At 61.3% G+C, this 22,888-nt stretch carries 24 protein-coding genes and 2 pseudogenes; 14 read left to right on the top strand and 12 right to left on the bottom strand.

Features of this window, described 5'->3' with window-relative positions:
• Positions 1–20: 20 nt before the first annotated feature.
• Positions 21–380: a hypothetical protein gene (locus tag ACFMPD_RS06525; RefSeq protein ID WP_380992988.1), complete on the top strand. Its 360-nt coding sequence runs from the start codon at positions 21–23 to the stop codon at positions 378–380.
• Between the two features lie 200 nt (positions 381–580).
• Here the strand turns inward: ACFMPD_RS06525 and ACFMPD_RS06520 are convergent, their stop codons facing one another.
• The 9 genes and pseudogenes from ACFMPD_RS06520 to ACFMPD_RS06480 all read right to left on the bottom strand — a co-directional run bounded on the left by ACFMPD_RS06520 (position 581) and on the right by ACFMPD_RS06480 (position 7,740).
• Positions 581–1,291: a PP2C family protein-serine/threonine phosphatase gene (locus ACFMPD_RS06520; RefSeq protein ID WP_380992987.1), complete on the bottom strand. Its 711-nt coding sequence runs from the start codon at positions 1,289–1,291 to the stop codon at positions 581–583.
• The gene (locus tag ACFMPD_RS06515) at positions 1,288–2,610 is read right to left on the bottom strand and encodes a serine/threonine-protein kinase (protein WP_380992986.1); all 1,323 of its coding nucleotides are present in this window, start codon (positions 2,608–2,610) and stop codon (positions 1,288–1,290) included. Before ACFMPD_RS06515 ends, ACFMPD_RS06520 begins: the two co-directional genes overlap by 4 nt.
• A gap of 71 nt (positions 2,611–2,681) precedes the next feature.
• Positions 2,682–3,263: an Eco29kI family restriction endonuclease gene (locus ACFMPD_RS06510; protein ID WP_380992985.1), complete on the bottom strand. Its 582-nt coding sequence runs from the start codon at positions 3,261–3,263 to the stop codon at positions 2,682–2,684.
• Positions 3,205–4,425 carry a DNA cytosine methyltransferase gene (locus ACFMPD_RS06505; RefSeq protein ID WP_380992984.1) on the bottom strand — a complete coding sequence of 407 codons (1,221 nt, stop codon included), beginning with the start codon at positions 4,423–4,425 and terminating at the stop codon, positions 3,205–3,207. Before ACFMPD_RS06505 ends, ACFMPD_RS06510 begins: the two co-directional genes overlap by 59 nt.
• Positions 4,422–4,832: a very short patch repair endonuclease gene (locus ACFMPD_RS06500; protein ID WP_380992983.1), complete on the bottom strand. Its 411-nt coding sequence runs from the start codon at positions 4,830–4,832 to the stop codon at positions 4,422–4,424. The genes ACFMPD_RS06505 and ACFMPD_RS06500 overlap by 4 nt, the downstream gene beginning before the upstream one ends.
• 87 nt (positions 4,833–4,919) lie before the next feature.
• Complete coding sequence (locus tag ACFMPD_RS06495) at positions 4,920–5,231, bottom strand: hypothetical protein (RefSeq protein WP_380992982.1); 312 nt, start codon at positions 5,229–5,231, stop codon at positions 4,920–4,922.
• Positions 5,232–5,557: 326 nt separating this feature from the next.
• Positions 5,558–5,734 (bottom strand): annotated as a pseudogene (locus ACFMPD_RS06490) (IS3 family transposase); the annotation flags it as partial.
• Positions 5,735–6,158: 424 nt separating this feature from the next.
• Complete coding sequence (locus ACFMPD_RS06485) at positions 6,159–6,821, bottom strand: VPLPA-CTERM sorting domain-containing protein (RefSeq protein ID WP_380992981.1); 663 nt, start codon at positions 6,819–6,821, stop codon at positions 6,159–6,161.
• A 241-nt stretch (positions 6,822–7,062) separates the two neighbouring features.
• Complete coding sequence (locus tag ACFMPD_RS06480; protein WP_380992980.1) at positions 7,063–7,740, bottom strand: rhomboid family intramembrane serine protease; 678 nt, start codon at positions 7,738–7,740, stop codon at positions 7,063–7,065.
• A 177-nt stretch (positions 7,741–7,917) separates the two neighbouring features.
• Here ACFMPD_RS06480 and ACFMPD_RS06475 point away from each other — a divergent pair, with 177 nt between their 5' ends.
• Positions 7,918–9,582: a hypothetical protein gene (locus tag ACFMPD_RS06475; protein ID WP_380992979.1), complete on the top strand. Its 1,665-nt coding sequence runs from the start codon at positions 7,918–7,920 to the stop codon at positions 9,580–9,582.
• A gap of 222 nt (positions 9,583–9,804) precedes the next feature.
• On the opposite strand, the gene ACFMPD_RS06470 is transcribed toward ACFMPD_RS06475, so the two are convergent.
• Positions 9,805–10,770, bottom strand: a complete 966-nt coding sequence (locus tag ACFMPD_RS06470; RefSeq protein WP_380992978.1) for a LysR family transcriptional regulator — start codon at positions 10,768–10,770, stop codon at positions 9,805–9,807.
• A gap of 102 nt (positions 10,771–10,872) precedes the next feature.
• Here ACFMPD_RS06470 and ACFMPD_RS06465 point away from each other — a divergent pair, with 102 nt between their 5' ends.
• The 9 genes from ACFMPD_RS06465 (at position 10,873) to ACFMPD_RS06425 (ending at position 18,649) form a co-directional block, all read left to right on the top strand.
• Positions 10,873–11,343 (top strand): TRAP transporter small permease, encoded by a 471-nt coding sequence (locus ACFMPD_RS06465; RefSeq protein WP_380992977.1) that lies wholly within the window; start codon positions 10,873–10,875, stop codon positions 11,341–11,343.
• Positions 11,340–12,638 carry a TRAP transporter large permease gene (locus tag ACFMPD_RS06460; protein WP_380992976.1) on the top strand — a complete coding sequence of 433 codons (1,299 nt, stop codon included), beginning with the start codon at positions 11,340–11,342 and terminating at the stop codon, positions 12,636–12,638. Before ACFMPD_RS06465 ends, ACFMPD_RS06460 begins: the two co-directional genes overlap by 4 nt.
• Positions 12,639–12,673: 35 nt before the next feature.
• Positions 12,674–13,666 (top strand): TRAP transporter substrate-binding protein DctP, encoded by a 993-nt coding sequence (gene dctP / locus ACFMPD_RS06455; RefSeq protein ID WP_380992975.1) that lies wholly within the window; start codon positions 12,674–12,676, stop codon positions 13,664–13,666.
• 78 nt (positions 13,667–13,744) lie between these two features.
• A complete protein-coding gene (locus tag ACFMPD_RS06450; RefSeq protein ID WP_380992974.1) occupies positions 13,745–14,845 on the top strand; it encodes an NAD(P)/FAD-dependent oxidoreductase in 1,101 nt (366 codons plus the stop codon).
• Complete coding sequence (locus tag ACFMPD_RS06445; protein WP_380992973.1) at positions 14,820–15,134, top strand: 2Fe-2S iron-sulfur cluster-binding protein; 315 nt, start codon at positions 14,820–14,822, stop codon at positions 15,132–15,134. The genes ACFMPD_RS06450 and ACFMPD_RS06445 overlap by 26 nt, the downstream gene beginning before the upstream one ends.
• Positions 15,121–16,530 carry an FAD/NAD(P)-dependent oxidoreductase gene (locus tag ACFMPD_RS06440; protein ID WP_380992972.1) on the top strand — a complete coding sequence of 470 codons (1,410 nt, stop codon included), beginning with the start codon at positions 15,121–15,123 and terminating at the stop codon, positions 16,528–16,530. Before ACFMPD_RS06445 ends, ACFMPD_RS06440 begins: the two co-directional genes overlap by 14 nt.
• Positions 16,527–16,871, top strand: a complete 345-nt coding sequence (locus ACFMPD_RS06435) for a RidA family protein (RefSeq protein WP_380992971.1) — start codon at positions 16,527–16,529, stop codon at positions 16,869–16,871. Before ACFMPD_RS06440 ends, ACFMPD_RS06435 begins: the two co-directional genes overlap by 4 nt.
• A 434-nt stretch (positions 16,872–17,305) precedes the next feature.
• Positions 17,306–17,965 (top strand): VPLPA-CTERM sorting domain-containing protein, encoded by a 660-nt coding sequence (locus ACFMPD_RS06430; protein WP_380992970.1) that lies wholly within the window; start codon positions 17,306–17,308, stop codon positions 17,963–17,965.
• Positions 17,966–18,151: 186 nt separating this feature from the next.
• Positions 18,152–18,649, top strand: coding sequence for a hypothetical protein (locus ACFMPD_RS06425; RefSeq protein WP_380992969.1), 498 nt, complete (start codon positions 18,152–18,154; stop codon positions 18,647–18,649).
• Between the two features lie 2 nt (positions 18,650–18,651).
• Here the strand turns inward: ACFMPD_RS06425 and ACFMPD_RS06420 are convergent, their stop codons facing one another.
• Positions 18,652–19,290 carry a ribonuclease T2 family protein gene (locus ACFMPD_RS06420; protein WP_380992968.1) on the bottom strand — a complete coding sequence of 213 codons (639 nt, stop codon included), beginning with the start codon at positions 19,288–19,290 and terminating at the stop codon, positions 18,652–18,654.
• Between the two features lie 143 nt (positions 19,291–19,433).
• Between ACFMPD_RS06420 and ACFMPD_RS06415 the strand changes: the two genes are divergently transcribed.
• The 3 genes and pseudogenes from ACFMPD_RS06415 to ACFMPD_RS06405 all read left to right on the top strand — a co-directional run bounded on the left by ACFMPD_RS06415 (position 19,434) and on the right by ACFMPD_RS06405 (position 22,040).
• On the top strand, positions 19,434–20,219 hold the full coding sequence (locus tag ACFMPD_RS06415; protein ID WP_380992967.1) for a DUF1013 domain-containing protein: 786 nt from the start codon (positions 19,434–19,436) through the stop codon (positions 20,217–20,219).
• Between the two features lie 607 nt (positions 20,220–20,826).
• Positions 20,827–21,004, top strand: a pseudogene (locus tag ACFMPD_RS06410) (transposase); the annotation flags it as partial.
• An 85-nt stretch (positions 21,005–21,089) separates the two neighbouring features.
• Positions 21,090–22,040 carry an IS110 family RNA-guided transposase gene (locus ACFMPD_RS06405; RefSeq protein ID WP_380992966.1) on the top strand — a complete coding sequence of 317 codons (951 nt, stop codon included), beginning with the start codon at positions 21,090–21,092 and terminating at the stop codon, positions 22,038–22,040.
• A gap of 173 nt (positions 22,041–22,213) precedes the next feature.
• Here the strand turns inward: ACFMPD_RS06405 and recR are convergent, their stop codons facing one another.
• Positions 22,214–22,807 (bottom strand): recombination mediator RecR, encoded by a 594-nt coding sequence (gene recR, locus ACFMPD_RS06400; RefSeq protein ID WP_380992965.1) that lies wholly within the window; start codon positions 22,805–22,807, stop codon positions 22,214–22,216.
• Positions 22,808–22,888 lie beyond the last annotated feature (81 nt).

Raw genomic sequence — 22,888 nt, 5'->3', positions numbered from 1 at the left:
TTGTGTGCGACGCTCGTCACATGGAACCAGACAGCAAACGATTTAACAAATGGGGCCTGACAGGCGACCCCGAAGAAGACAGGCGACGCAAAACCGCGATGCTCAACCGCGTCAACAAGCTGCGCGAGGTATTCGAGGCCAGTCACCATGTCCAGATTGATTTACTCGCGGGCTTAGGCGGTAACGTGGAGCCTGATAAAACGAAAGCCAAGCGGACGTCGCAGTGGAAGAAGGATCGACACACGATCATGAAAGCCCTTGCTCTCGACCTTCACGAATACATCCCAGAGGAACTGGCACGGTACTACGGATACACCTCTAGACCTGAACCCGAAAGCCATCCGACCTCGCCCGAAGACTTCTCGAAACCCCCGTTCTGACCCGCGCTCTCTTGGTGCTCTCTTCAACTGCGCCGGTCATTGCCCGTTGAACTCAACGAGTGATCCGGTTTTTTCGCGGCTCTCTTGGGCGTCCCCATGTTTCAGGCAACGACATACCCGCCAGCCCACCAAACCGCGTCAGCGACGCGCTGCTGGGCGGGGCCGTGAGGTAAGCTTCATTTCGGCAATCGAAAAGAATGTTAGGGGTTCAGCATTTCTAACCCAACGACCGTTGCATCGTCGTCTAGACCTCTTTCCAATAAAGTAGATTTTAGCTGGTTCAGAAAATCGGAAATAGTTTCTGCCTTCTGTGACACTCCCGCCATCTCTTTACGCAGAATTTTGGAATGAAAGCCATCTGTCGATAACAGAATCCTATCCCCGGTTTCGACGACGAAGTTTGAACGGAGTAGTTCGTAGTCACCTTTAGAAGACATCGACGACAAAAGGACATTCCGCCGAGGATACCGCTGAGCCTGACGAGGTGACAATGCACCTTCATCCAAAAGGCGCTGAACTTCAGTTTGGTCTTTGGTCCTGCCCATGACACCACCACCCCGAAAATGGGTCACTCGACTATCGCCAGTGTGACCGACTGTAGCCTGACCATCTCTAAGCGCCAAAACGGTCAAGGTAGTACTGAGTTTTCCCAGATTGCCTTCATCGTCGGACAGTCGTCGAAGAGATTCTGAACACTGTTGAAAAAGGAGGTCCATGTCCGCTTCTTCCGTGGCCTTCTCCCGGATGACTTTCAGGCATGTTCGCGCCGCCAACCCGCCGTTTTTTGATGATCCGACACCATCGGCGACTGCTACCCATGTTGTTTCACCTTTGGAGAATGGCTCCAAAAGGTCATCGTCGTTTCCGCCCTTTGGGCCACCCAGACTGAATTTGGCGAAGGAGAAATTCATGCGTCCTCCAAGGCCTTCCTTAGGATTGAGTGTAGGCCTTCGGGTGTTTCGTCAATTGACCATTCAATGTGGTTCATTCTCGCTTTGAAGTTGACTGACTGGACGTCAATTTCAATTTTGATGCGCTCGGCCAGCGCATTACTAATGTCTGGACCTGCCATTCTCAAGAATTGCCGTTCCACTCGCCACCTATTATGGCTCGTGCCCAATTCCAGCATAGCGACAGCAATTATTGCTTTCAGTTGCAGGTCACCTGAGTCGTAGAAGATCTGTGCCTTGTCGGAGATGATGTCACAATAATCAAAATCAAATCCCGGGAGTTTTGCAAAGTCGGAGTATACCTCGCCAAGACCCTGCGCCATATCAGGAGCCACTTCAAACAATTGCTTTATGTGCTGCCTAGAAATGGCGCGCATCAAGTTGTAATTCGATTCTCCTTTATCGGCGTTTTCGTCGATCAGATTGAATGCCCGATCCCATTGGTCGTCACTTAACTCTTCATTCTCCCGAAGTATTTTTACTACCTCTTCTTCTTCCTCGGAGTAAAACTCGATTTCCTCATTTGTCAAAACCTCGAACAAGGCTTCACGTAGCGCCGCAACCGAACGGTATCGCCGCCGGGCGTTCGACTCTGTGCATTTTTCGACAATCGGACCTATCGGCCCTCCGAGGGTCAGCCGAGAATGGGGTACTCGCATGGCCCCACCGCCGAATATATCATGCAATATTGCACCGAATGAATAGATATCAGCTTGAGCAGTTGCGCGCCTAAAGTTGTTTGCACATTCAGGAGCGGCATATAGAGGCGTTCCACCCGCCATGTTTGAGGCAGTCAGTGTCGTTGTTTGGCCTGCTCCTGGGGTCGTGAGGCCGAAGTCAGATATTTTGTATGAGACCTCACCTTCGTCATCGACATATTTCAGAACGTTTGCTGGTTTGAGGTCACGATGCTTGAAGCCTTTGTTGTGGAGGGCCTCCAAGCCGGACAGAATATCAAACAGTGCCTTTTGAGGATTTCCGCCTAGCGTCCTATCTGCTTCGAGGTCGTCTTTTAGGCTGCCATCCGCTAGCGGCATGACGAACCACGGGGTCTTGTCGTCTAAATTGTGATCAATGATTTCCACGACATTTGGATGATCGATCTGTGCCTGATATCGAACTTCCCGCTCGAAGCGCTTCTTTAGGTCGCCTGACTGTTCCTTGGTGAACGCATTTAGGTTGAGCGTCTTAATTGCGCATGGCTCACCGACTTCGTCAGTTGCCTCTTCGACGATTCCGAATGTCCCTTGCCCGATTTGTTTCTTTATTTTGTATTCCACAGCTGGTCACCTTCGTTTCTTGGTCGACACTTTACTCGACCGTTCGAGAAGAAGCGACGCTTAGAGTTGGTCTACTTATTTTTCACGGTGTCGAAGTGCGCGGCGAGCTTGGCGCGCACGTCGTCTGCCGTCGTCTCGCCTTCGGCCAACTTGACTGACCAAGGACGACCTGGGTGCAGAATGTCCCAAGGCGACCGATACTGAGTCGCGCGGCGTTTGCCGGGATCATTGTTGCCGAACCCATCAACCACGACATTCCATAGTGGGCGATACCACGAGATTAGCATCCGTTCCGCCATCCTGACCCACACATCGTCTAGGACGAGGTAGCGGCAACAGAAGTCGTTCACGTTGAGGTTGTCGGCCTGCGTCACCGAGGTCGAATGTTTTCGCAACCGGTCAGATAGAGCAGGACCAGCGGGCGCGTCCCAATCGCCGCCGCGTCGACCGCCTTTGGGATCGGCCTTGCCGACGTATATCGGTGCTTCCATCCGCTCGCGATTGATTTCCGCAAGCGGTTGGTATGCGTCGAATTCGCCTAGGTAATATATGGCATAAATGCCCGCACCCTCGAACGGCTCTGGTGGAAGCGCCTCAGGTTCCTGCCTCAGCAGCGCGCCTGCCGCGCTTTCGGCTAGGTGCTGCTTGTCCAAGGGATTGTAAGGCGTCACTTTTCTCATGTGACTTTAGTATCTGTTCCCGCACTGATTTGGCAACAACCTCAGCTAGGCGAACAGGCACCGCATTCCCCAATTGCCGCATCGTTTCCGTCCATGATCCGTGGAAACGGAAATCGTCGGGAAATGTCTGAATGCGGGCACTCTCTCTTTCTGAGAAATAGCGGATCGAACCATCGGGACGGCGCAGCATATTCTCGCCACCCGGCACGCCATGCACGCCCGCCTTGAGGGTCTTCGCTGGTTCATCCAGCGGGCTTCCTGTGTGCCCCGGATAGGAACGCGCGCCGGGGATAAACCGATGATCGACCACCTTGGCCGCTTCCTTGGGGTCGAACTCAGGATCAGGAATGTCCTGCAAGGCGTCGCGCACTGTCTGCCACGGCAACTCGCGCGGCTTGTCCTTCAAGCGCGCAGCACGGGCCTGCTCCCGCTCGTTCGGAACGGGGGCGATGCCGTGACGCGTCCAGTATTCACCGCTACGCCACTTCGCCCAAAGCAGCGCGTCTTGCGAATGTGTGGCATCGGGGAAGTGGAACGCGGTCGCGAGATCGTCACGGATACCGACGATGAAAACCCGCTCACGCTTCTGCGGCACGCCGTAGTCGGCAGCGTTCAGGAGGCGGATCACGACGTTGTAGAGCAACCCACCGCTTGCGCCGCTGGTCTCGTAGTCCTCAAGCCGCTTGAGGTGGTCAAGCCATTCCTCGCCATCGTGCGGCGTCAGGTCAGGGTGGCGCAGACGCAGGCGGATGTATTCGAGGTAGTTCGTGAATGCCTGACGCTTGAGGCCTTTCACGTTCTCGAAGATGAAGGCCTCGGGCCGCAACTCGCGCACAGCGCGGGCAGCTTCTGGAAACATGTCGCGCGGATCGAGGAAGGCGCGATGCCTGCCGCCCATCGAGAACGGCTGGCAGGGCGGGCCTCCGGTGACGAGGTTCACCTTGCCCTTGAGCGGTGCGTAGTCGAACCGCCGCACGTCGCCCTTGTCCCAGCCGTGGAGCGGCCAGTCGGTATTCTCGGCCAGCGTGTCACAGGCCCAGCGATCAATCTCCACGACGGCCTCATGGGTGAACCCGGCATTGCCGACCCCCAACCCGAGGCCTCCCGCGCCCGCGAACAACTCGACTGATCTCATCCCAGAAATCCTTTTATCTTCTTGGCCAGCGCATCCACGTCGGCAGTCTCACATTCCCAAATTTCCAGCACATCCCAACCCATCTCAGTTAACATCGCGTTGTTCCGCTCGTCTCGCTCCCGGTTGCCTTCCAGTTTTGGCAACCAGAAGTCCAGTCGCGATGTCGGAAGGCGTGCGAGTTTGCAGACGGGATCGGGGTGACGATGCCAGAAGCAACCATGAACGAAAATCACCTTGCGCCGCTGCCCGAACACTAGGTCTGGTTTGCCGGGTAGATCTCGACGATGCAGACGGTAACGGTATCCCAATGCGTGGGTTAGGCGACGGACACGCATTTCCGGCTTGGTGTCGCGTCCGCGAACCAAGGACATACGCTTCGAGCGTTCTTGCCGAGAAAGAGTGTCCATGCTGCATATCGTGCCTCAGCATCAATATGCACACAATATGCCGCGATGCTCAACGCTTTGTGCGGTCCTACCGACAAATTACATTGGTCAGAAATTCTCCGGTGGGTAGGCCCACTGAATTTGAAACGTCGGCGACACCCACGGGCCAACGCCGCGCCCTTCTCCTTTGCGCACGCCGTGAGAATAGCAGGTGTGCCTCACCTTCTTTGACAGCTTGTGCCGTTTCCGGACACGTTCCCACGCGTCTGGTGACAACTCGGACTTGAAGAAGTGAAAACGGCTTTCTAGTTGCACTGGGCCAACTTCCTCTGAGCCATAGAGGTAGACGCGCCCGTCCTCTTCGGTAACGTTGCCCGACATGACGGTTCGAAAATTAGGTTTTTTGTAACGGCGTCCCATGATTGCCTTTGGTCCAGCAAAGCAAGCGATGCTTCTGAAAACTTGTTACATCCTTGTAATGCCAAATGCCTTCGAAGACTAATGCTTTGGCAACAAACGGTTAGCGTCTAGCCCAAGGCATTTGTAATCAGTAGGTCCGCGGTTCGAGTCCGTGTGGGGGCACCAGAACTTCAGTTATCTTATTGGTATCACTCCAGCTTCTAACAACGACCTGGAAACGTGGACGATGTTGGAGACCATTTCGCCCTCCTTTGGCCTCGTTAAGGATAGTTTCTTGGCCGTCGCATCCCACAGAAGCGTCGTTGCCGTGACCTGCCACTGAACTTTCATCCAGCCGCGACCGGAGCCCGTTTTGTGTTTACGCCGATCGGCGCAGGTTCAGCAATCGCCCGACGCGCGGAGCTTTCATCTCGCGCGGCGGGGCGGGCGATTGCGGTGATCAGGGTTCGGGCGTAGTCAGCCGCGGTCTGGGAATCCAAGGCCGGGTGCGGGCGCTCGGTGTTTTAGTCCGGCCCTTTGTATCAGACGCACCAACAATCTAGCTGATTTTCCGGCCCATGTGAATCAGAATGAGGCATGGAGCCTGTCGTTCAAACGTTGACCCGCAATCTGCTCGTCCGTGACTCTCGTTCGCTTCATTGTCCGTCCTCAAGTTGGGGCGGGCTCTAATCGACGGTGGAGGACAAATCCCGTGGCAGGTCAGCCGCTAGACATCGCCCCGGGTCGCGTATTCTTTGAGGACCCATGCAGCCAAAACCGCCGAAGCTTGCGTCAGAAATGCCGCCGATCAGCTGGATGAGTTCCTGTTTCACCCGGGGTCTGCGGACGCACAGCCGCCCGGAATGGGCCTGCATGCTCTTTCTGCGCTTGCCACAGAAAAAAGGGGCCACAGTGGCCCCTTTCCGTTTTGGATTATGCGCTCCGAGCTCAGGCAGCCTTGCGGCGCCGGGCAAGACCCAGACCACCCAGCGCGGTCAGCAGCAGAAGACCCGCTGCAGGGACCGGCACGGCTGCGACCAGCGTCGCGTCATAAGTCACGTTCGTTCCCGAGGAGATGACCGTGTTGATCTGCATCGAGAACGGGTTGTCCAGCGCGACCATGGTTTTTTGCGAAATCGTGTCGCTGGTGGCGGCGATGAATTCGTAGGGGCCGGTGGCCTGACCGCCCGCCAGCGCCATGCCCTTGACCTTGCCGTTGTCCGACAGATCGCTGGCGTTCATCGTGAATTGAACGTTGGACAGCATCGGGTTGGCCGCGGCTGCCTGGAAATCGTCGTGGAATACGTTGATCTTGAGAATGCCCAGATCAGACGCGGCCACGTCCGTCGCCGTAATGCGCAGCGAGGACTTTCCGTCCGCATCCTTGACAAAGGCCGTGGACAGCTGCAGCGACGAGCCGCCGATGAACACGGTCCCTGTGCTGATCTTGCCGACCTCTGCAAGCGTGTCCAGCGCGCTGCCGTCGGTGATCTTAACAGTCGTGTCCGACCCGGCGTCGTACAATTTGATTGTCAGCGCTTCCGACTGGCTCGCCACTGTTGCCAATGCGACGGCGGCCGCCAACCGAAGTTTTTTCAGTCCTTCAAACATACTCAATTCCATTCGTTACCTGGTGTTCCGACGTACTACGCCATTTCGTTCGAGAGCGTTCATGTGTACCTAAATAGCGCATAGATAAGCGAGGTTTTCAAGTAATTACCGTTAAAGTATAAATGTTTACCATGATTTTCCGACAATCTGTATCGACTCTGGAAACAATGCTTTAGTAGTGTGAGTACTGCGCCTTTTGCCGCAACAATGCGATTGCCGGACCGGGCGGCGCGCGAATCTGTCAGCCGTTGCCCGAATCCTTGCGCGGGATGATCAGAGTGGCTGCCAGCCATCCCGTCAGAAAACCGCCCAGATGCGCTTCCCAGGCCAGTTGTCCGTCCTGAACCACCCACAGCAGAACGTTCAGGACGATCAGCCCGATCACATCCAGCACCAGCGATTTCCGGCTGAAACCCTGTTGCGAGGTAAAAAACCAATCCTGCCATTTCCAGGCGCCGACCAGCCCGAACAACGCGCCCGAGGCGCCGACCATCGGTTGCGCGCTGTCGGCCAGCAGGGCAAAGCCAAGCCCGCCGCCAATGCCCGACACCAGGTAGATCGCGGCAAACCACAGCTGGCCGACGCGGGGCACCAGGATGCGGCCGACCAGGACCAGCACCAGCATGTTGCCCAACAGATGCGCCAGGCTGGCATGCAATCCCTGGTAGGTGAGAAACATCAGCCAGGGCTGTGCGCTGTAGTTCGGTTTCCAGTTGTCCAGCAACCCGGTCCAGAAAGCGCCGTTCTGATAGGCAAGGCCGCGCCAACGGGGCGTGCCGATCCATCCCTGATCTGCGGCTTGCAGGGTCAGTTCGACGCTGCAGGTCACGATCAGGACGATCAGAACGACCAGCGCCGGCCACCAGGTCCCGGCAGGCTGGCGCTCGGCTCGAATCGCGGTCTTGTCCTGCCGGTTCATGTCATTTGTTTGACCCGTGGTCGTGCAAACGACAAGGGGTTGCGCAAAGAACTGTGTGTTTTCAAGCCGGTTTCGGTCCGACCCGCCACCTTTTGCGAAGCGACCGTGGCCGTGCCGCGCCGGAATTCACCGGTGCGGCCCTTGCATCGGCTGGGCGGCTCGCGGCACAACTCTGTCATGACCGATCTGGGCAACAGCACCGATCCCGGGGCCACACCGCCAGCAGCGCCGCGCCGCGACCGCGGTGGGATATCGCCATGGGTGGGACGCGTGCTGCTGGTGCTGTCGCTGGTTTGGATGCCGGCCGACACGGTCCGGGCCGCCGATGTCACCCTGTCGGAACGCGACCTGCGGCGCCTTGGCTCTGGTCCTCTGATCGCGCCGGATATCGCCGGGTTGCCAGCCGATCCTGCGCTGCCGGTGGTCGACCCCCGTTTGACGGCGCTCGCGGCCCGCCAGTTGCAGGGGCTGGTATCGCGCGGCATTTCCGCCGGGTTTGGCGGATTGCTCTATGAAAACCGCGACCGGAGCCATTCGATCCTGTCCCGGGACATGTTTCCCAACCTGACCTTTCTGACCTATGATCAGGACCTGATCGATGCGGGGCTGGATTACGGGTTGGCCGGGCGCATCCTGTTTCCGGCCCTGGTCTTCGGCAATTCCTCGACAGCCCTGACCTGGGGCCGGCAACCGCGCAGCCAGGCGCGGCTGGCGATGACGATGAATGGCGGTGCTGCGGCGGCCTATCGCGACTATCGCGCCAACAGCATCTATATCTATCCCGAACATCACGACCATGACGCCACCGATCTTTTCCCGGCCAACTGGCCCTATACGATCATCAGCCAGGGCTCGTCGCATTCGGACATGCCCTTTCTGCAGGCGGTGGCGATGACCCTGGCGGCCTTTCCCGCCGATACGCGCACGGCGCTCGAGGCGGCCGGGCTGGTTGCGCCCACGGTGCAGATGATCCTGCGGCGGAACCTGACGCTGGTGAGTTCGCGCGCGCAATACCTGTCGGCCTTGGCCCACCCGACCGTGTTTCAGGCGGAATGGCTGCGCCCGGGGCGGATGATCGGACAGGCTGCGGCACTGCGCCCCGAAGACATTCCGCCGGTCGTGCGCCTGCGGGTCCTGCAGGAAGATTTCCAGACGCGCGCCGGACTGGCGCAGCGGGACGAACATCTTTTTACCACGCCCTCGGCCATTGCCCGGATCTGGCGCGGCTATGACTGGCAGCGCCAAATGCTGATCAGCGCCGAGGCGACCGAGGATCCGAACGGCCGCGATCTGCGGTTTGACTGGGTTCTGCTGCGCGGTGACCCTGAAAGGGTGCAGATCGAACCGATCGGTGCGAGGGGTGCGCGTGCGCGCATCACGCTGCGCTGGCACGATCCCTTTGTGCTGCCCCGACGCGGCCCCACCGATGAAACGGTACGCGACTCGTCGCGGGTCGATATCGGCGTCTTTGTCTGGAACGGCCGCAGCGACAGTGCCCCGGCCATCGTCTCGGTCAGCTTTCCGACGCATCAGCACCGGCAGTACCGCGCCGGGCGGGATGGCCGCATGCGGCTAGAGCTTATCGACTATGACGCGCTGGGACGCGGTGTCGCCTATGACCCGGTGCTGCATTGGTCGGCGGACTGGAGCGACCGGTTTTCATGGTCCGATGATGGCGCCCTGCTGGGCTGGACGCGCCTGCATCAGGGGCGGCGGCTGAACTTTGACGCGTCCGGGCTGCTGGCGGATGGAACGCCGATGGTACACGAGCTTGCACCGCTCGGCGACGCGCCGCCGGAACTGCAGTTTCGCCGGGCCGAGGCGGCCGGTCAGGGCGGCTGATCCCGATCCGAAACCGGAGCCTCCATGCAACAATGGGGGGATGCCGCCGTCTGGTGTCTTTCAGCCCATTCGGCATGCGGCGCGCCGTATCAGCGCGCGGCGCCAAAAGGTCCCGAAGCTTTCCGGGCACGCATCGGCGCGGGGCAGGGCGGAAACGCAGCAGAGACGGTGGCCGGTCGGATGGAGGATGAGATCGAGGGCCAAAGCGAGCCGGACGAAAGGTCAGGAAAGGCCACCGGTGGCGCCCCGCTGGGCCAGCCGGTGCTGCATCTCGCGCTGCATGCGTGCGATCTGCTCGGCAAGGTGATCGCAGAACGCCCGGGCGACGACCGACTGCGTGGTATGGGCCGGGGTCAGGATGGACACCGGGTTGACGATTCTCGGGGCAAAGGGTCGGATCGCGATCCCGGGCGGGGCCTCGGCGCGATCAAGCTGGCTGTGGGCGGTGATCATGTCGCAGATCATCCGGCACTGACCGGCCGCGACGAAATGCAGGCCGGGTAAATAGGTCTGCAGTTCGAATCTCCGGCGAAAAGAGCAGCCCGCCGCCTCAAAGGCGCTGACGGTTTGCCGGGTCGTCGCGTGTTCGGCAAACAACATCGCCAGATCGGCCCCGTCCAGATCCTGCGGCGTGATCGTGCCGGCTGTCGCCAACGGATCGTCCAGCGGCATGACGCAGACGCATTCCAGATCGAAATCGCGTTGCCGGATCGAGGTGCGCGGCGCTGGCGACTCGGCGAAACCGACATCGAATTGCTGCGATGCCACCAGATCTTCGATGACCGCCGACGAACGCATCATCAGCGAGGTCTCGATGCCGGGCCGGCCGGACAGAAACGCCGTCAGCGCGCGCGGCAGGAAAAAGCCCGACGCAGCCGGATGACAGGCGATCCGCAGCCGGCCCGCCTCGAGCTGGGAAATACCGCGCATCGTGCGTTTGGTGCGTTCGAGCCGCGTCAGGATATCTTCGCATTCCTCGAAAAAATATCGCGCCTCGGGGGTCGGGGTCAATTTGCCATGCTCGCGGCGGAACAGCAGAAAGCCCAGTTCGGCCTCAAGCCCGGCGATCATCGCGCTGACCGCAGGCTGGGTGCGTCCCAGAAGGCGCGCGGCCTGTGAAATCGACCCGCTGCGGATGACCTCGCGAAAGGTGTTGAGCTGACGAAAGGTCAGGTTCATCGCAGGCATATAAAATTTCCTTATGGACTTAGCTGTTTTTCTAATTTGATTTTATGCTCTTGTAAATGGGAGGAATAGACAGGCGTCCGGATTGTGGCGCGGGGGGAAGCGATGGACAGATTTTCGAAATACCTGCTGACGGGGCTGATCTGCATCGTGGCCTTTGGCCAGTTCGTGCAGGTGATCACCCGTTATGTGTTGCAGGTGCCGGTGATGGGGCTTGAGGAAACCATGGCCTATCCCACCCTGTGGCTCTACATCCTGGGCGCCGTGAATGCCTCGCGCGAGGACAACCATATTCGCGCCAACGTGCTGGAAATCTTTCTGGACACCACCCGGGCGCACACGATCCTGGCGATCATCGGCGAGGTGATCAGCCTGATCGTCGGGCTGTGGCTGCTCAGTTGGGCCTGGGATTTCACCCGCTATGCCTGGCGGGTCTGGAAGGAAAGCCCGACCCTCTACATTCCCACTTTTTATTCGGATGTGGCCCTGACCGTCGGGCTGGCCCTGATGATGCTCTACACCGCCAGCCATCTTTGGCGTCACCTGAAAAGCCTGCGTCGGGAGAAGGTCCAATGATCGAAGTCGCTCTGCTTGCCATCGCCATTCTGGTCCTGTTCCTGACGCTGGGTGTGCCGTTGCCCTATTGTTTCGGCGGCGCGTTGATGGTGATGTATTTCGCCGGCGACGTGACCATGAAGGGCAACATGCTCTGGGGGTTCCAGCAATTGTCCAACCCGGTTCTGCTGGCCATTCCGCTGTTCGTTCTGGCCGGGACGATCATGTCCGAAAGCGGCATCGCCGCTTCGCTGTTGCGGTTCGTCAACGTCTTTATCGGCCATGTACGCGGCGGCCTTGGAGTCGTGGCGGCGGTCAGCTGCGCCATCATCGGCGCGATTTCGGGATCGGGCCTGACCGGCATTGCGGCCATCGGTCCGCTGCTGATCCCCGAGATGGAGAAACGCGGCTATCCCCGCGAATACGCCACCGCGCTGATTGCCAATTCGTCGATCCTGGGCCTGCTGATACCGCCGTCGGTCACCATGATCGTCTATGGCTGGGTCACCGACACCTCGATCCTGGCCTGTTTCCTGGCCACCTTGGGTCCCGGCCTGCTGATCATGTTCAATTTTTCGTTGATGAACCTGTGGATGAGCCGAAAGTTCGATCTGGTTCTGGATGACAAGCCGACCTTCAGCGAGCTTTCCGGCGAGGTCGCTCGGCGTGGGTTCAATGCCACGCCGGCGCTGCTGATGCCGGTGATCATCCTGGGCGGTATCTATGGCGGCATCATGACGCCGACCGAGGCGGCCGCGGTTGCCGTGATCTATGCCATTCCCGTCGGGTTCCTGATCTACAAGGGTCTGCGCTGGGAGAGCTTTCTGCAGGCCGGCAAAGAGGCCTCGACCGCAGTGGGCGCGATCATGCTGATGATCCTGTTCTCGATGATCCTGAGCCAGATGTTCGTGCTGGAAAGCATTCCTCAGGCCATCGTCTCTTCGATCTTCGAGATCACCGACAACAAGGTTATCCTGTTGATCCTGATCAATATCCTGCTGTTTCTGGTCGGCATGGTGGTGAACGACGTGACCGCCATCATCCTGATTGCGCCGCTGCTGCTGCCCCTAATGCAGGCCATCGGTGTCTCGCCGGTCCAGTTTGCGGCCATCATGGGGGTCAACACGGCCATGGGCGGTGTCACCCCGCCCTATGCCTCGATCCTCTACCTCGGCGCCCGGATCGGCAAGGTCAAGGTGACCAAGGTCATCCCGCCGGCGATGCTGTTGATTGTCACCGGTTATGTGCCGGTCGTGTTTCTGACCTCGCTCTGGCCCGATCTCTCGCTCTATCTGCCGCGCGTGTTCGGCTATTGAACCCACCCAAAACGAACCAACCAGGAGAAACTTCGATGAAACGTTTTCTGCTCTGCTCTACCGCTGCCTCGCTTTTGGCCTTTTCGGGCGTCGCTTCGGCTGCGGACCTCAAGATGAGCCACGTGCGCCCCCAGGACACCACCATCGACAAGGAACTGCACGCCTTTTCGGAAACGGTGACCGAGGCAACCGGCGGCGATGTGAACATCAAGATCTTCGCGGCCTCGGCTCTGGGTGACTATACCACCGTGCAGGAACGCATCTCGGTCGGCGCGATCGACATGGCCACCCAGCCGGCGGCCACCGGGGTTGAGCGCCGCATGCAGATCAGTTCGTTCCCGTTTCTGGCCAGCAACTGGGAGGAGGCGCACAAGATTTATGGCCCGGACGGCGTCGTGCGCCAGGCCATGGCCGAGCTTTATGCCAACCAGGACATCACCATGCTGGCCGCCTATCCGGTCTATTTCGGCGGCATTTCGCTGAACACCGACCCGGTCAGCCCCGGCGATCCCTCGCAGTCCAACGGCATCAAGGTGCGCGTGCCCGGCATCAAGAGCTTTCAGCTGACCGGCGAAGCCCTGGGCTATATCCCGGCGCCGATCCCGTTTTCCGAGGCCTTCACCTCGGTGCAGACCGGGGTCGTCGACGGGGTCATCGGATCGGGGGCCGAGGGGTATTATGCCTCGTTCCGCGATGTGACCAAGGCCTATGTGCCGGCGAACACGCATTTCGAGGTCTGGTACATGATCATCTCGAACGGCTCGCTGGCCGAGCTGGATGCCGAGGATCAGGAGGCTCTGAAGGCCGCTGCGATCGACTTTGAGGCAACCCGCTGGACCGTGGCTCAGGAAGAGCAGGGCGCATGGGAACAGCGCCTGGTGGACGAACTGGGCACCAATCTGGTCGAGCTGACCGATGAACAACTGGCTGCAATGGCCGAAAAGGTCCGCGCCGAGGTCTGGCCCGTGGTTCTGGAAGATGTCGGCGCCGAATGGGGCCAGGGCATTCTGGACAAGATCGCCGAATAATCTGGTCTGACACGATCCTGCCCGGCGGCGGCACGTTGCCGCCGGGATTCCGTCAACCCGCAACACAAGGAACATTCCGTGGAGGCAGATTACGCAATCATCGGTGGCGGCGTTGTCGGGTTGTCCGTGGCGTGGGGCCTTTTAAAACGCGGGCGCCGCGTCATCCTTCTGGATGGTGATGACGGCAGTTTCCGTGCCAGCCGGGGGAATTTCGGTCTGGTCTGGGTTCAGTCCAAGGGCATGGCCCAGCCGCGCTATGCCAGCTGGTCCCAGCAATCCGCCGCCGCCTGGGCCGCGTTCGCGACCGAACTGAGCGACGCGACCGGCAGCGATCTGGCGCTGGAACAGCGTGGCGGCTACGATCTTCATTTCTCCGAGGCGACGCTCGAGGCGACGGTCGCGAAATACCGCGTACTCAAGGACAAGCTGGGCGGGGACTATCCGTTCGAAGTGCTGGGCCGCAACGCGCTGCGCCGCGAGGAACCCGAGATCGGACGGAAGGTCGTTGGCGCGATCCTGCATCACCAGGACGGGCATGTGAACCCGCTGCGCCTGTTGCGTGCCCTGGCCGAAGATGTCCGGCGTCTGGGCGGGCGCGTGCTGACCGGCAAGACCGTGACCGGCGTCACGCGGTCCGACATCTTTACCGTGTCCTGCGCCGACGGCGCCCGGGTCTTGGCGGACCGGGTTATCCTGTCCGCCGGTCTGGGGGCCATGACCCTGGGGCCAAAGCTGGGCTTTGTGGCGCCGATCCGCCCGCAGCGCGGTCAGGTGCTGATTACCGAAAAGCTGCCGAAACTGATCAATCGCCCTTCGCTGATCGCCCGGCAGGTCGACGAGGGTGGCGTGCAGATCGGCGCCACCAACGAAGAGGCAGGTCTGGATGACGGGGTCAGCCAGCCGGGCCTTTCTGGCCTCGCTGCCGAGGCGATCGCCGCTTATCCGGCACTGGCCCGGGCGCAGCTCGTGCGCAGTTGGGGCGCGTTGCGCATTCTCACGCCCGACGGGCTGCCTATCTATCAGGAAAGCTCCGAGATGCCCGGCGCCTTTCTGGTTACCTGTCACAGCGGCATCACGCTGGCCGCGGCGCATGCGCGGTTCCTGCCGGACTGGCTGGAACGCGGCCCCGCCGCCCCGGATCTGGAGGTGTTCAGTGAACAGCGATTCGCCATTTCTTGAACTGGGCGAGAACCGCCCGCTGGTGCCGGTCCGCTTTGATGGCCAGGATCTGCAGCTGCCCGACGGTGCAAATCTGGCCGCCGCGCTTTTGGCTGCCGGGGTCGGGGTGTTCCGCCATACTGCGGTATCCGGCGCTCCGCGCGCACCCTATTGCATGATGGGGGCCTGTTTTGACTGTCTCGTTCAGCACGAGGGCGTGAATCGGCAGGCCTGTATGATGCAGGTGTGTGCGGGTCTGCGCCTGACGCGTCCCGGTATCGACCGCGAGAATCGCCATGCGGCAGACTGATCTGGTCATCATCGGCGCCGGCCCGGCGGGCATGGCCGCCGCCGATACCGCTGCCGCGGCGGGGCTGAACGTGATCCTGCTGGATGAACAGGCCCAGCCCGGTGGGCAGATCTATCGCGACGTAGACCGGGTCGGCCCGCTGCGGGGCGATCTGCTGGGGTCGGATTATCTGGCAGGCCGCCGCCTGACCGCCGCGCTGTCGCAGGACAGGATCAATCACATCCATGGTGCCGTTGTCTGGGCGATCGAAGAGGGCTGCCGCATCCACTATACCGGCGGCGATGGCGGCGGCGCGATACAGGCCAGACACATCCTGATTGCCACCGGCGCGCTGGAGCGCCCGATGCCGCTGCCGGGCTGGACGCGGCCCGGGGTGATGACCGCAGGGGCGGCGCAGATCCTGCTCAAGCAATCCGGCGTCCTGCCGCGCCGGGCGGTTCTGGTCGGTGCGGGGCCGCTGCTCTATCTGATCGCGGCCCAGATGGTCCGGGCCGGTGTGCCGCCCGTGGCGCTGGTCGAGACCCAGACCCGCGCCGATACATTGCGCGGTCTGCGGCATGTTGCCGGTGCACTGCGCGGCTGGCGGTATCTGCTCAAGGGGGTGTCGATGCTGCGCGAAATCCGTCGCGCCGGCGTGCCCCGCTATACCGGGGTCAGCGGCATCACGATCGAAGGTAAAGAGCGCGCCGAAGCGGTCCGCTTTACCGCCGGCAGCGCCGTGCATCGGCTGGATTGCGAGACCGTCTTGCTGCATCACGGCGTGGTACCCAACACACAGGCCGCGCGTTCGATCGGCATTGCCCATCGCTGGGAGGCGCAGCAGGCGTGTTTCGTGCCAGAACTCGACGCCTGGGGCCGCAGCAACCTGCGTACGGTCCATGTCGCGGGCGACGGTGCGGGCATTGGCGGTGCCGCGGTGGCGGCTGTGGCCGGTCGGCTGGCCGCATTGGACATTGCCCGCGATCTGGGTCGGATCACCTTGGCGGAACGGGATGACCAAGCCGTCGGATTGCGCCGGGCACTGCATCGCGAGCGGGCGATCCGGCCGTTTCTGGACACGGCCTATCCACCCGCCCCAGAGGCCTTGCGCCCGGCGGACACGACCACGATCTGCCGCTGCGAAGAGGTCACGGCCGGCGAGATCCGCCGGCAGGCCGCGCGAGGGTGTCGCGGGCCGAACCAGGCCAAGGCCTTTGGCCGTGCCGGGATGGGTCCCTGTCAGGGGCGGTATTGCGGATTGACGGTCACCAACTTGCTGTCCGAGGCAAATGGTGCCACGCAGGACGAAACCGGATATTTCCGCATTCGCCCGCCGCTGAAACCGGTCACGTTGGGCGAACTGGCGGCCCTGACCGCCCCGCAAGCTCCCGGCACGCTGACAGAGGACAAGACATGATCGAACGTATCGAAACCGGTTCCCGCATGAGCAAGATCGTCAAGCATAACGGCGTGGCGTATCTGTGCGGCCAAGTCGGCGACGGCGCCACGGTGGCCGAGCAAACCCGAGATTGCCTGTCACGCGTCGACTCATTATTGACCCGCGCCGGATCGTCCCGGCAGGACATGTTGCAGGCGATTGTGTGGCTGGCCGACATGGCGGACTTCGCAGAGATGAATGCGGTCTGGGATGCCTGGGTGCCGGTGGGGCATGCTCCGGCACGGGCCTGCGGCGAGGCAAAGCTGGCCCGCGCCGACCTGAAGGTCGAGATCATCGTCACCGCCGCCTGCGCGGATTGACGGGCGCGCGGCAGCGCTCGCCGTGGCCGGGCAGGCTGGCCGGCACTTGCGGGCTCAGGCCGGGCGGCTCGGCGGGTCCACATGGTGGCCCGGAGTTTGAGGGCGCATGGCGGCGGGCGTCTTGGCATTGCGCGCCATCGGAAACGGGCAATTGACCGCGTCGCGGCCCTCTTTACTCCCGGAGAACCGGAGAACCGAGAATGGCCGGGAAACTGTCGGCGGAATTCCCGAGAACTGGTCGGGAAATGGCAACAGTCATGCTGTAGGGCATTGTCAATGCCATGAAAACGCGACGTAAAGTTCGTGAAAAGGGAAAATTTTCTTGAAACTGTTAAAGACCTGTGGCACCTCTAACTGAACCCGGCAATGTTTGTCGGGTGTTTGTGAGTGACTGCGCTGGCCCGCTCCAGCCGTTAAAGGGAAAGATACTCATCATGAAAAAATCTATTCTGGCTGCGGCTTTCGTCGCGGCATCCTGCGCGGGCGCGGCAAGCGCCAACACCGTCAACGTGACCAAGCAGGGTTCGAGCGCCTTTGGAACTCCGAACTGGTCCAGCGCCGTCAACGTCACCGGACCCACCCGCACCATCAGTGCCCGTGCCGGTGCCTTCCGTTTGACCGGCGATGCCGGCTTTGGCGATTTCGTTGCGTTTTGCGTGGACCTTGCCCACAACCTGAGCAATGGTCTGCCCGGCCCCTACACGATTAACAACGCCCTGTTCACCAACCCGGTCGTGGCGAATATCGACAAGCTGTTCACCACCGGGTATTCCAGCATCTCCGATGCCAGCACGGCCGCCGGTTTCCAGTTGGCGCTGTGGGAAATCGTCGAGGATTCCGATAACGGTTTCGATCTGACCAGCGGAGATTTCAAAGTGAATTCCGCCAGCGGTGACGTTCTGGCTGCGGCCAATGATTTCCTGGGCGGCGTGCATGGTGGTTCCGCCATGGGCGGATATCAGGTCACCTTCCTGGATTCGGAAAGCGGTCAGGATCTGGTGACGGTTTCTGCCGTGCCGGTGCCTGCTGCGGGCCTGCTGCTGCTGACCGGTCTGGGGGGCATCGCCGCGCTGCGCCGCCGTAAAAAGGCCTGATTGGCACCCGACCACATACAGACATTCAGAAATCGGCCCCTGCAAGGGCCGATTTTTTTCTGCCGCTTGTACAGGCGGGGCGAGATTGGCGCGAAAGGGGCCGGCAACCCGGTGGGCATGGACCGGCACCCGTGATATCCGGACCGGACCGGCCGCAGGAAACGGCCACATCAGAGGAGAGCGGCGATGAAAACCCTGACTGGCATTCTGACGGCGGCAGCGATGTTTCTGGCGGCCGGATCGGCCGGCGCACAGGGTCTGATCGACAAGGGGTTCGTGTCCGGCTGGAACGTGATGATGGACCCGTCATTTGGCAATGGCTGTCTGATCCAGACCGTGTACGAGGATCTTTCGGTGGTCCGTATCGGCTATGACGCCACCGAGAACCGTGGTTATTTCGTGGTCTTCAACGATGCTTGGGGTCAGATCGAGGATGGCAAGACCTATGACATCCGGTTTGAGCTGGACGGCAAGAGCTATCCTGCCGTGGCGACAGGATTTTACCTGAACAAGGTGCCGGGTGCCGGGGTCTTTTTCAAGGATCGCGCGTTCATCCGGTCGATCGCCCAGAGTGCCGGCATGACTGTCTACAGCCCGGCGGGACAGCCGGTGATGGCGATCGATCTTTCCGGGTCGGCCAAGGCATTGGATTATGCGCGCAAATGCCAGGACGGCCAGTTCTGAGCTTATCGCACCGGCGTAAGGATCGCATCCCGTGCACTGCAATCGCGCACCGCGTCCTGACCACAGGGCACCGGCGTTAAAGCGCGGGACAGGCACAGGCGGGCCTCCTGGATGTGGCCGTTCTTGCAGGTGATGGTCAGCATGTCCGGGGTCAGTCCGGGATTGGCCTGCAGAAACGCCTTTTCGACCACCGCCGCGGGCAGGCGCACGGTTTCGTCAAGCTGGCGAAAGACGCGGGGGCGGGTGATCAACCCATAGGCCCGCCGCGACAGCTCGAAATAGGCGGCCGCTGACAGCCCGGAACAGGTGCCGTGTTTTTTCCACTGGTGCCACGCCAGACCCGGAGTGCCCATGATGTCGGCCATGCCGGCGGTCATGCTCCGCGAGGGCGGTCGTTCGACGGTGCGGCAATACGAGGGATAGCCCCGGTGGAATTGCGGCCACAGCCCGTGCAGGATCCAGCCGTGATCGTGCCGTGTATCGCATTGGTCCGACTGTTGCGCATCGCCCGTGACCGCACACCAGTTGGGCGACCAACTGAGGCTGAGCACATAATAGTCGAACTGACCGGCCTTGTCGTCCCGGGCCTGGGCGGTTCCTGCCCACAGGCCCAAGATCAGCACGTAAACAAGGCGATGCATTCGGCTCTTCCCTTATGGTGTCCTGCTGACTATATAGAGCGCAAGTTCCCCGACAACGGTAACCCGCCTTGCACGCCAAGGCTGCCTGCTCCGGCAGGCGTCGGGAAAGATTTGTCGGCCATTTGGAGATAGGAGAAAAGCGCATGGCAAAGCCGATCATGGCCAAGGCGACCGCCGTTTGGCTGGTCGACAACACGACGATCAGTTTCAAGCAGATTGCCGATTTCGTCGGCATGCACGAACTCGAGGTGCAGGGCATCGCCGATGGCGACGTTGCCGCCGGGGTCAAGGGGTTTGATCCGGTTGCCAACAACCAGCTGACGCAACAGGAAATCGATAACGCCCAGGCCAATCCTCTGCACAAGCTCAAGCTGAAGTTCAATGCTGCCGCGGTGGGCGAGGAAAAACGCCGTGGGCCGCGTTATACACCGCTGTCCAAGCGTCAGGACCGTCCGGCCTCGATCCTGTGGCTGGTCAAGTTTCACCCGGAACTGAGCGACGGTCAGATCAGCAAGCTGGTCGGCACCACCAAGCCGACGATCCAGGCCATTCGCGAGCGCACGCACTGGAACATTGCCAATATCCAGCCCATCGACCCGGTGGCGCTGGGGCTGTGCAAACAGTCCGAGCTGGACGCCGCCGTGCAAAAGGCCGCCGCCAAAAAGGCCGCCGAGGGCGTGGTCATGAGCGATGACGAGCGCCGCAAGCTGGTCAGCACCGAGCAGTCGCTGGGCATGGAGACCGAACCGAAGATCCCGACCGCCATCGAGGGGCTGGAAACCTTTACTCTCGGCGGGTCGATGGATGTGGTCGATCACGGCGACGACGAGGAAGACAAGGACGATGGCATCGTGGATGCCGACAGCTTCTTCAACCTGCCGGCAGGTGATAGCGAGGACGACGAGGACGACGATCAGCCTCGCGTTTGATGCGGTGCGCGCCGCTCTGGGATTAACGGGCCCGTTGCCGACAGGCGGCGGGCCGGCGTCCGGGGTGAAGCGGTGTCAGGGAATAACGGCACGAATGCCCCTTTGAACGGATGTCATGGCCGCCGGCTGTCCGAAAGACCGGCGTTAAGGCGCCAATGCGGGTGCCTGGCGCATATTCGTCCTCCAGCATCCAAGTTTCACCGAAGGTCAGTCCCAGAGGTGTCGTCGCCGCACGGCCCGCACCAGCTTTCCTGTCGTAGCTTGTGGTGCTGCAGTCGCCGCCACAAGTGCCCCCAAACAGATCCGGATTGTGCAATGCGAACGCGGATATGGCGAGCCCGCATGCCGTTTTCGCTCCGGAAGTGCCCGGGAACACCGCAATTGCCGATGTCGCCGGCAATCACGAACGGACCAAGGCCGGCCCGGCGCCGTTGCCCGATTTGGCCAGGGCCGTGTCCGACCGGGTCTCAAGCACAACTTGCGGACCCTGGCCGAATTTGCCCCCTGTTGAGCGCCGGGAACATGGAACGCCCGCAATTTCTTGACCCAGGCCTCATTGGTTTTCGTCTGGCCGCGTGAGTCACGGTTTGAAAAGCGAGCGGTGAACATGTCTGATCTTTTCCGGCTGACGGACGCGCAGAGGGCGCGTCTGGCGCCTTTCCTTCCCAAGTCCCACGGCAAGCCTCGGGTCGATGACAGACGCGTTTTGAGCGGAGTTATCTTCATCAATCGCAATGGTTTACGGTGGCGGGCTGCGCCCGGGGAAGGTGGTCTTCACAAGACATGGTGGGATTGCGGCGGCCGCTCTCCGGGGGCGAACGCGGTCCGGTATGTCGGCCTCGCGGATAAAAGCCGTGAGGCGAACGACCTATGGAACACGATGCGGGCCTGGATGTTTCGCTGAAAGAGATGTCGATCTGTGTTGTGGATCGTGATGGCCAGACGATCGCGCACGGTGCCTGCCCGTCCGATCCCGAGGGGGTGGCAGGCTGGTTTCGAAACCGGTCGCTCATACCGCGCCGGATCGTGCATGAGGGTGGGATGCGGTCGATCCGGCCGCAGCGCGGAATGACGCGGCTCGGGCTCCCGGCCACCTGCATCGATGCGCGCAAGCGCCTTGCGGACCGGCTCAACAAGTCTGACGCCGCCGATGCCGAAGGGGTGGCGCAGCGCGCCCGAACCGGCTGGTTTACTGCGGTGCATATCCGCAGCGCAGAGGCCGGCCGGCCGCGGTGCCTTGTCGGTGCCCGTGAAAGGTTGATCCGGCTGCGCAAGGACCTCGTAGGTCACATCCGTGGCGTCCTCAAAACCTTCGGCATCCGTATGATCGGCATTGGCCAGGGGCGACAGAGGCAGGCGTTCCGCGATCAGCTGGCGGCAGCAGGCGAATCCGACCCGGTTCTGCGGGCCATGGCCCATCCTGTCGCGCGCCGCCTGATGACACTCCCCGGTGTCGGTTCGGTCAATGCGCGCAGCTTCGTCGCTCTGGTTGATGATCCCGGTCGGTTCAGCCGGACGTCGGATGTGGGCGCTTTTCTTGGGCTGACGCCAAGGCGGCATAAGTCTGGCGCGGGGGATTGGTCGGGGCGCGTCTCGAAATGCGGTGACGGTGCGATGCGCGGGCTATTGCTTGCGTCGGGGTCATGCGTGAGCCACCGGGTGAAACGCTTCTGGCGGTTGAAAAGCGGGGCCGTGCGACTGGCCGGACGGCGCGGTTTCCGCAAGGCGGCGGTCGCGACGGCCGGCAAAATCGCCGTGCCCATGCTGACGCTCTGGAAAAATGAAACCGACTATCAATGGACAGAGCAGGCCACGACCTGATCTGAGTTCCCGCGCCCGAAGCCGGGACAGGTCCAAACGGCGCTGCAACTATACTTTCGCAAACTCGTCCAGAGCCCCTGTCGATTGCGCCGGGTCCGGCTGGAAACGGACCGGCAACGCCAGCCATGCCCATCGTGGCTCGGACAGCACATCAGGATGTCAGATCCCAGCGGTCATACATCCCTGCGCGCGTTCAGCGCGGCAGAGATCGTACCGTCGTCGAGATAGTCCAGTTCGCCGCCGATCGGCACACCCTGGGCAAGCGATGTCAGGCGCACCCGCCCTGCCAGCTGGTCGGCGATGTAATGCGCCGTGGTCTGCCCGTCCACGGTTGCGTTCAGCGCCAGAATCACCTCGCTGACGGCTTCTGTGGCCACCCGGTTCACCAGGCGCGGAATGCGCAACTCGTCCGGGCCGATCGAATCCAAGGCCGACAGGGTGCCGCCCAGAACGTGATAGCGCCCCTTGAACACGCCGGATCGCTCCATTGCCCACAGATCGGCCACGTCCTCGACCACGCACAATTCGCCATTGGCGCGTTTTTCCGAACGGCAGATATCGCAGATATCGGTGGTGCCGATATTACCGCAATTCAGACATTCCCGTGCAGTTTCCGCGACAATCGCCAATGTGTCCGCCAGCGGTGTCAGCAACAGCGCTCTTTTGCGGATCAGATGCAGTACCGCGCGCCGTGCCGAACGGGGGCCGAGACCGGGCAGCTTGGCCATCAGTTCGATCAGAGCGTCGATGTCGGTGGAATTGGACAAGAGGCGGGCTTTCAGGACAAACGCTTGTGCCGGGGCGGGGCAGCGCGGACATGCGTTGCATGTCCGCGCTGCCCCGCCGGG

This window comes from Sedimentitalea sediminis, assembly GCF_042687825.1.
Lineage (GTDB): Bacteria > Pseudomonadota > Alphaproteobacteria > Rhodobacterales > Rhodobacteraceae > Sedimentitalea.
The sequence above is the reverse complement of the archived record's forward strand: the minus strand, read 5'-3'. Positions and strand labels throughout refer to the sequence as shown.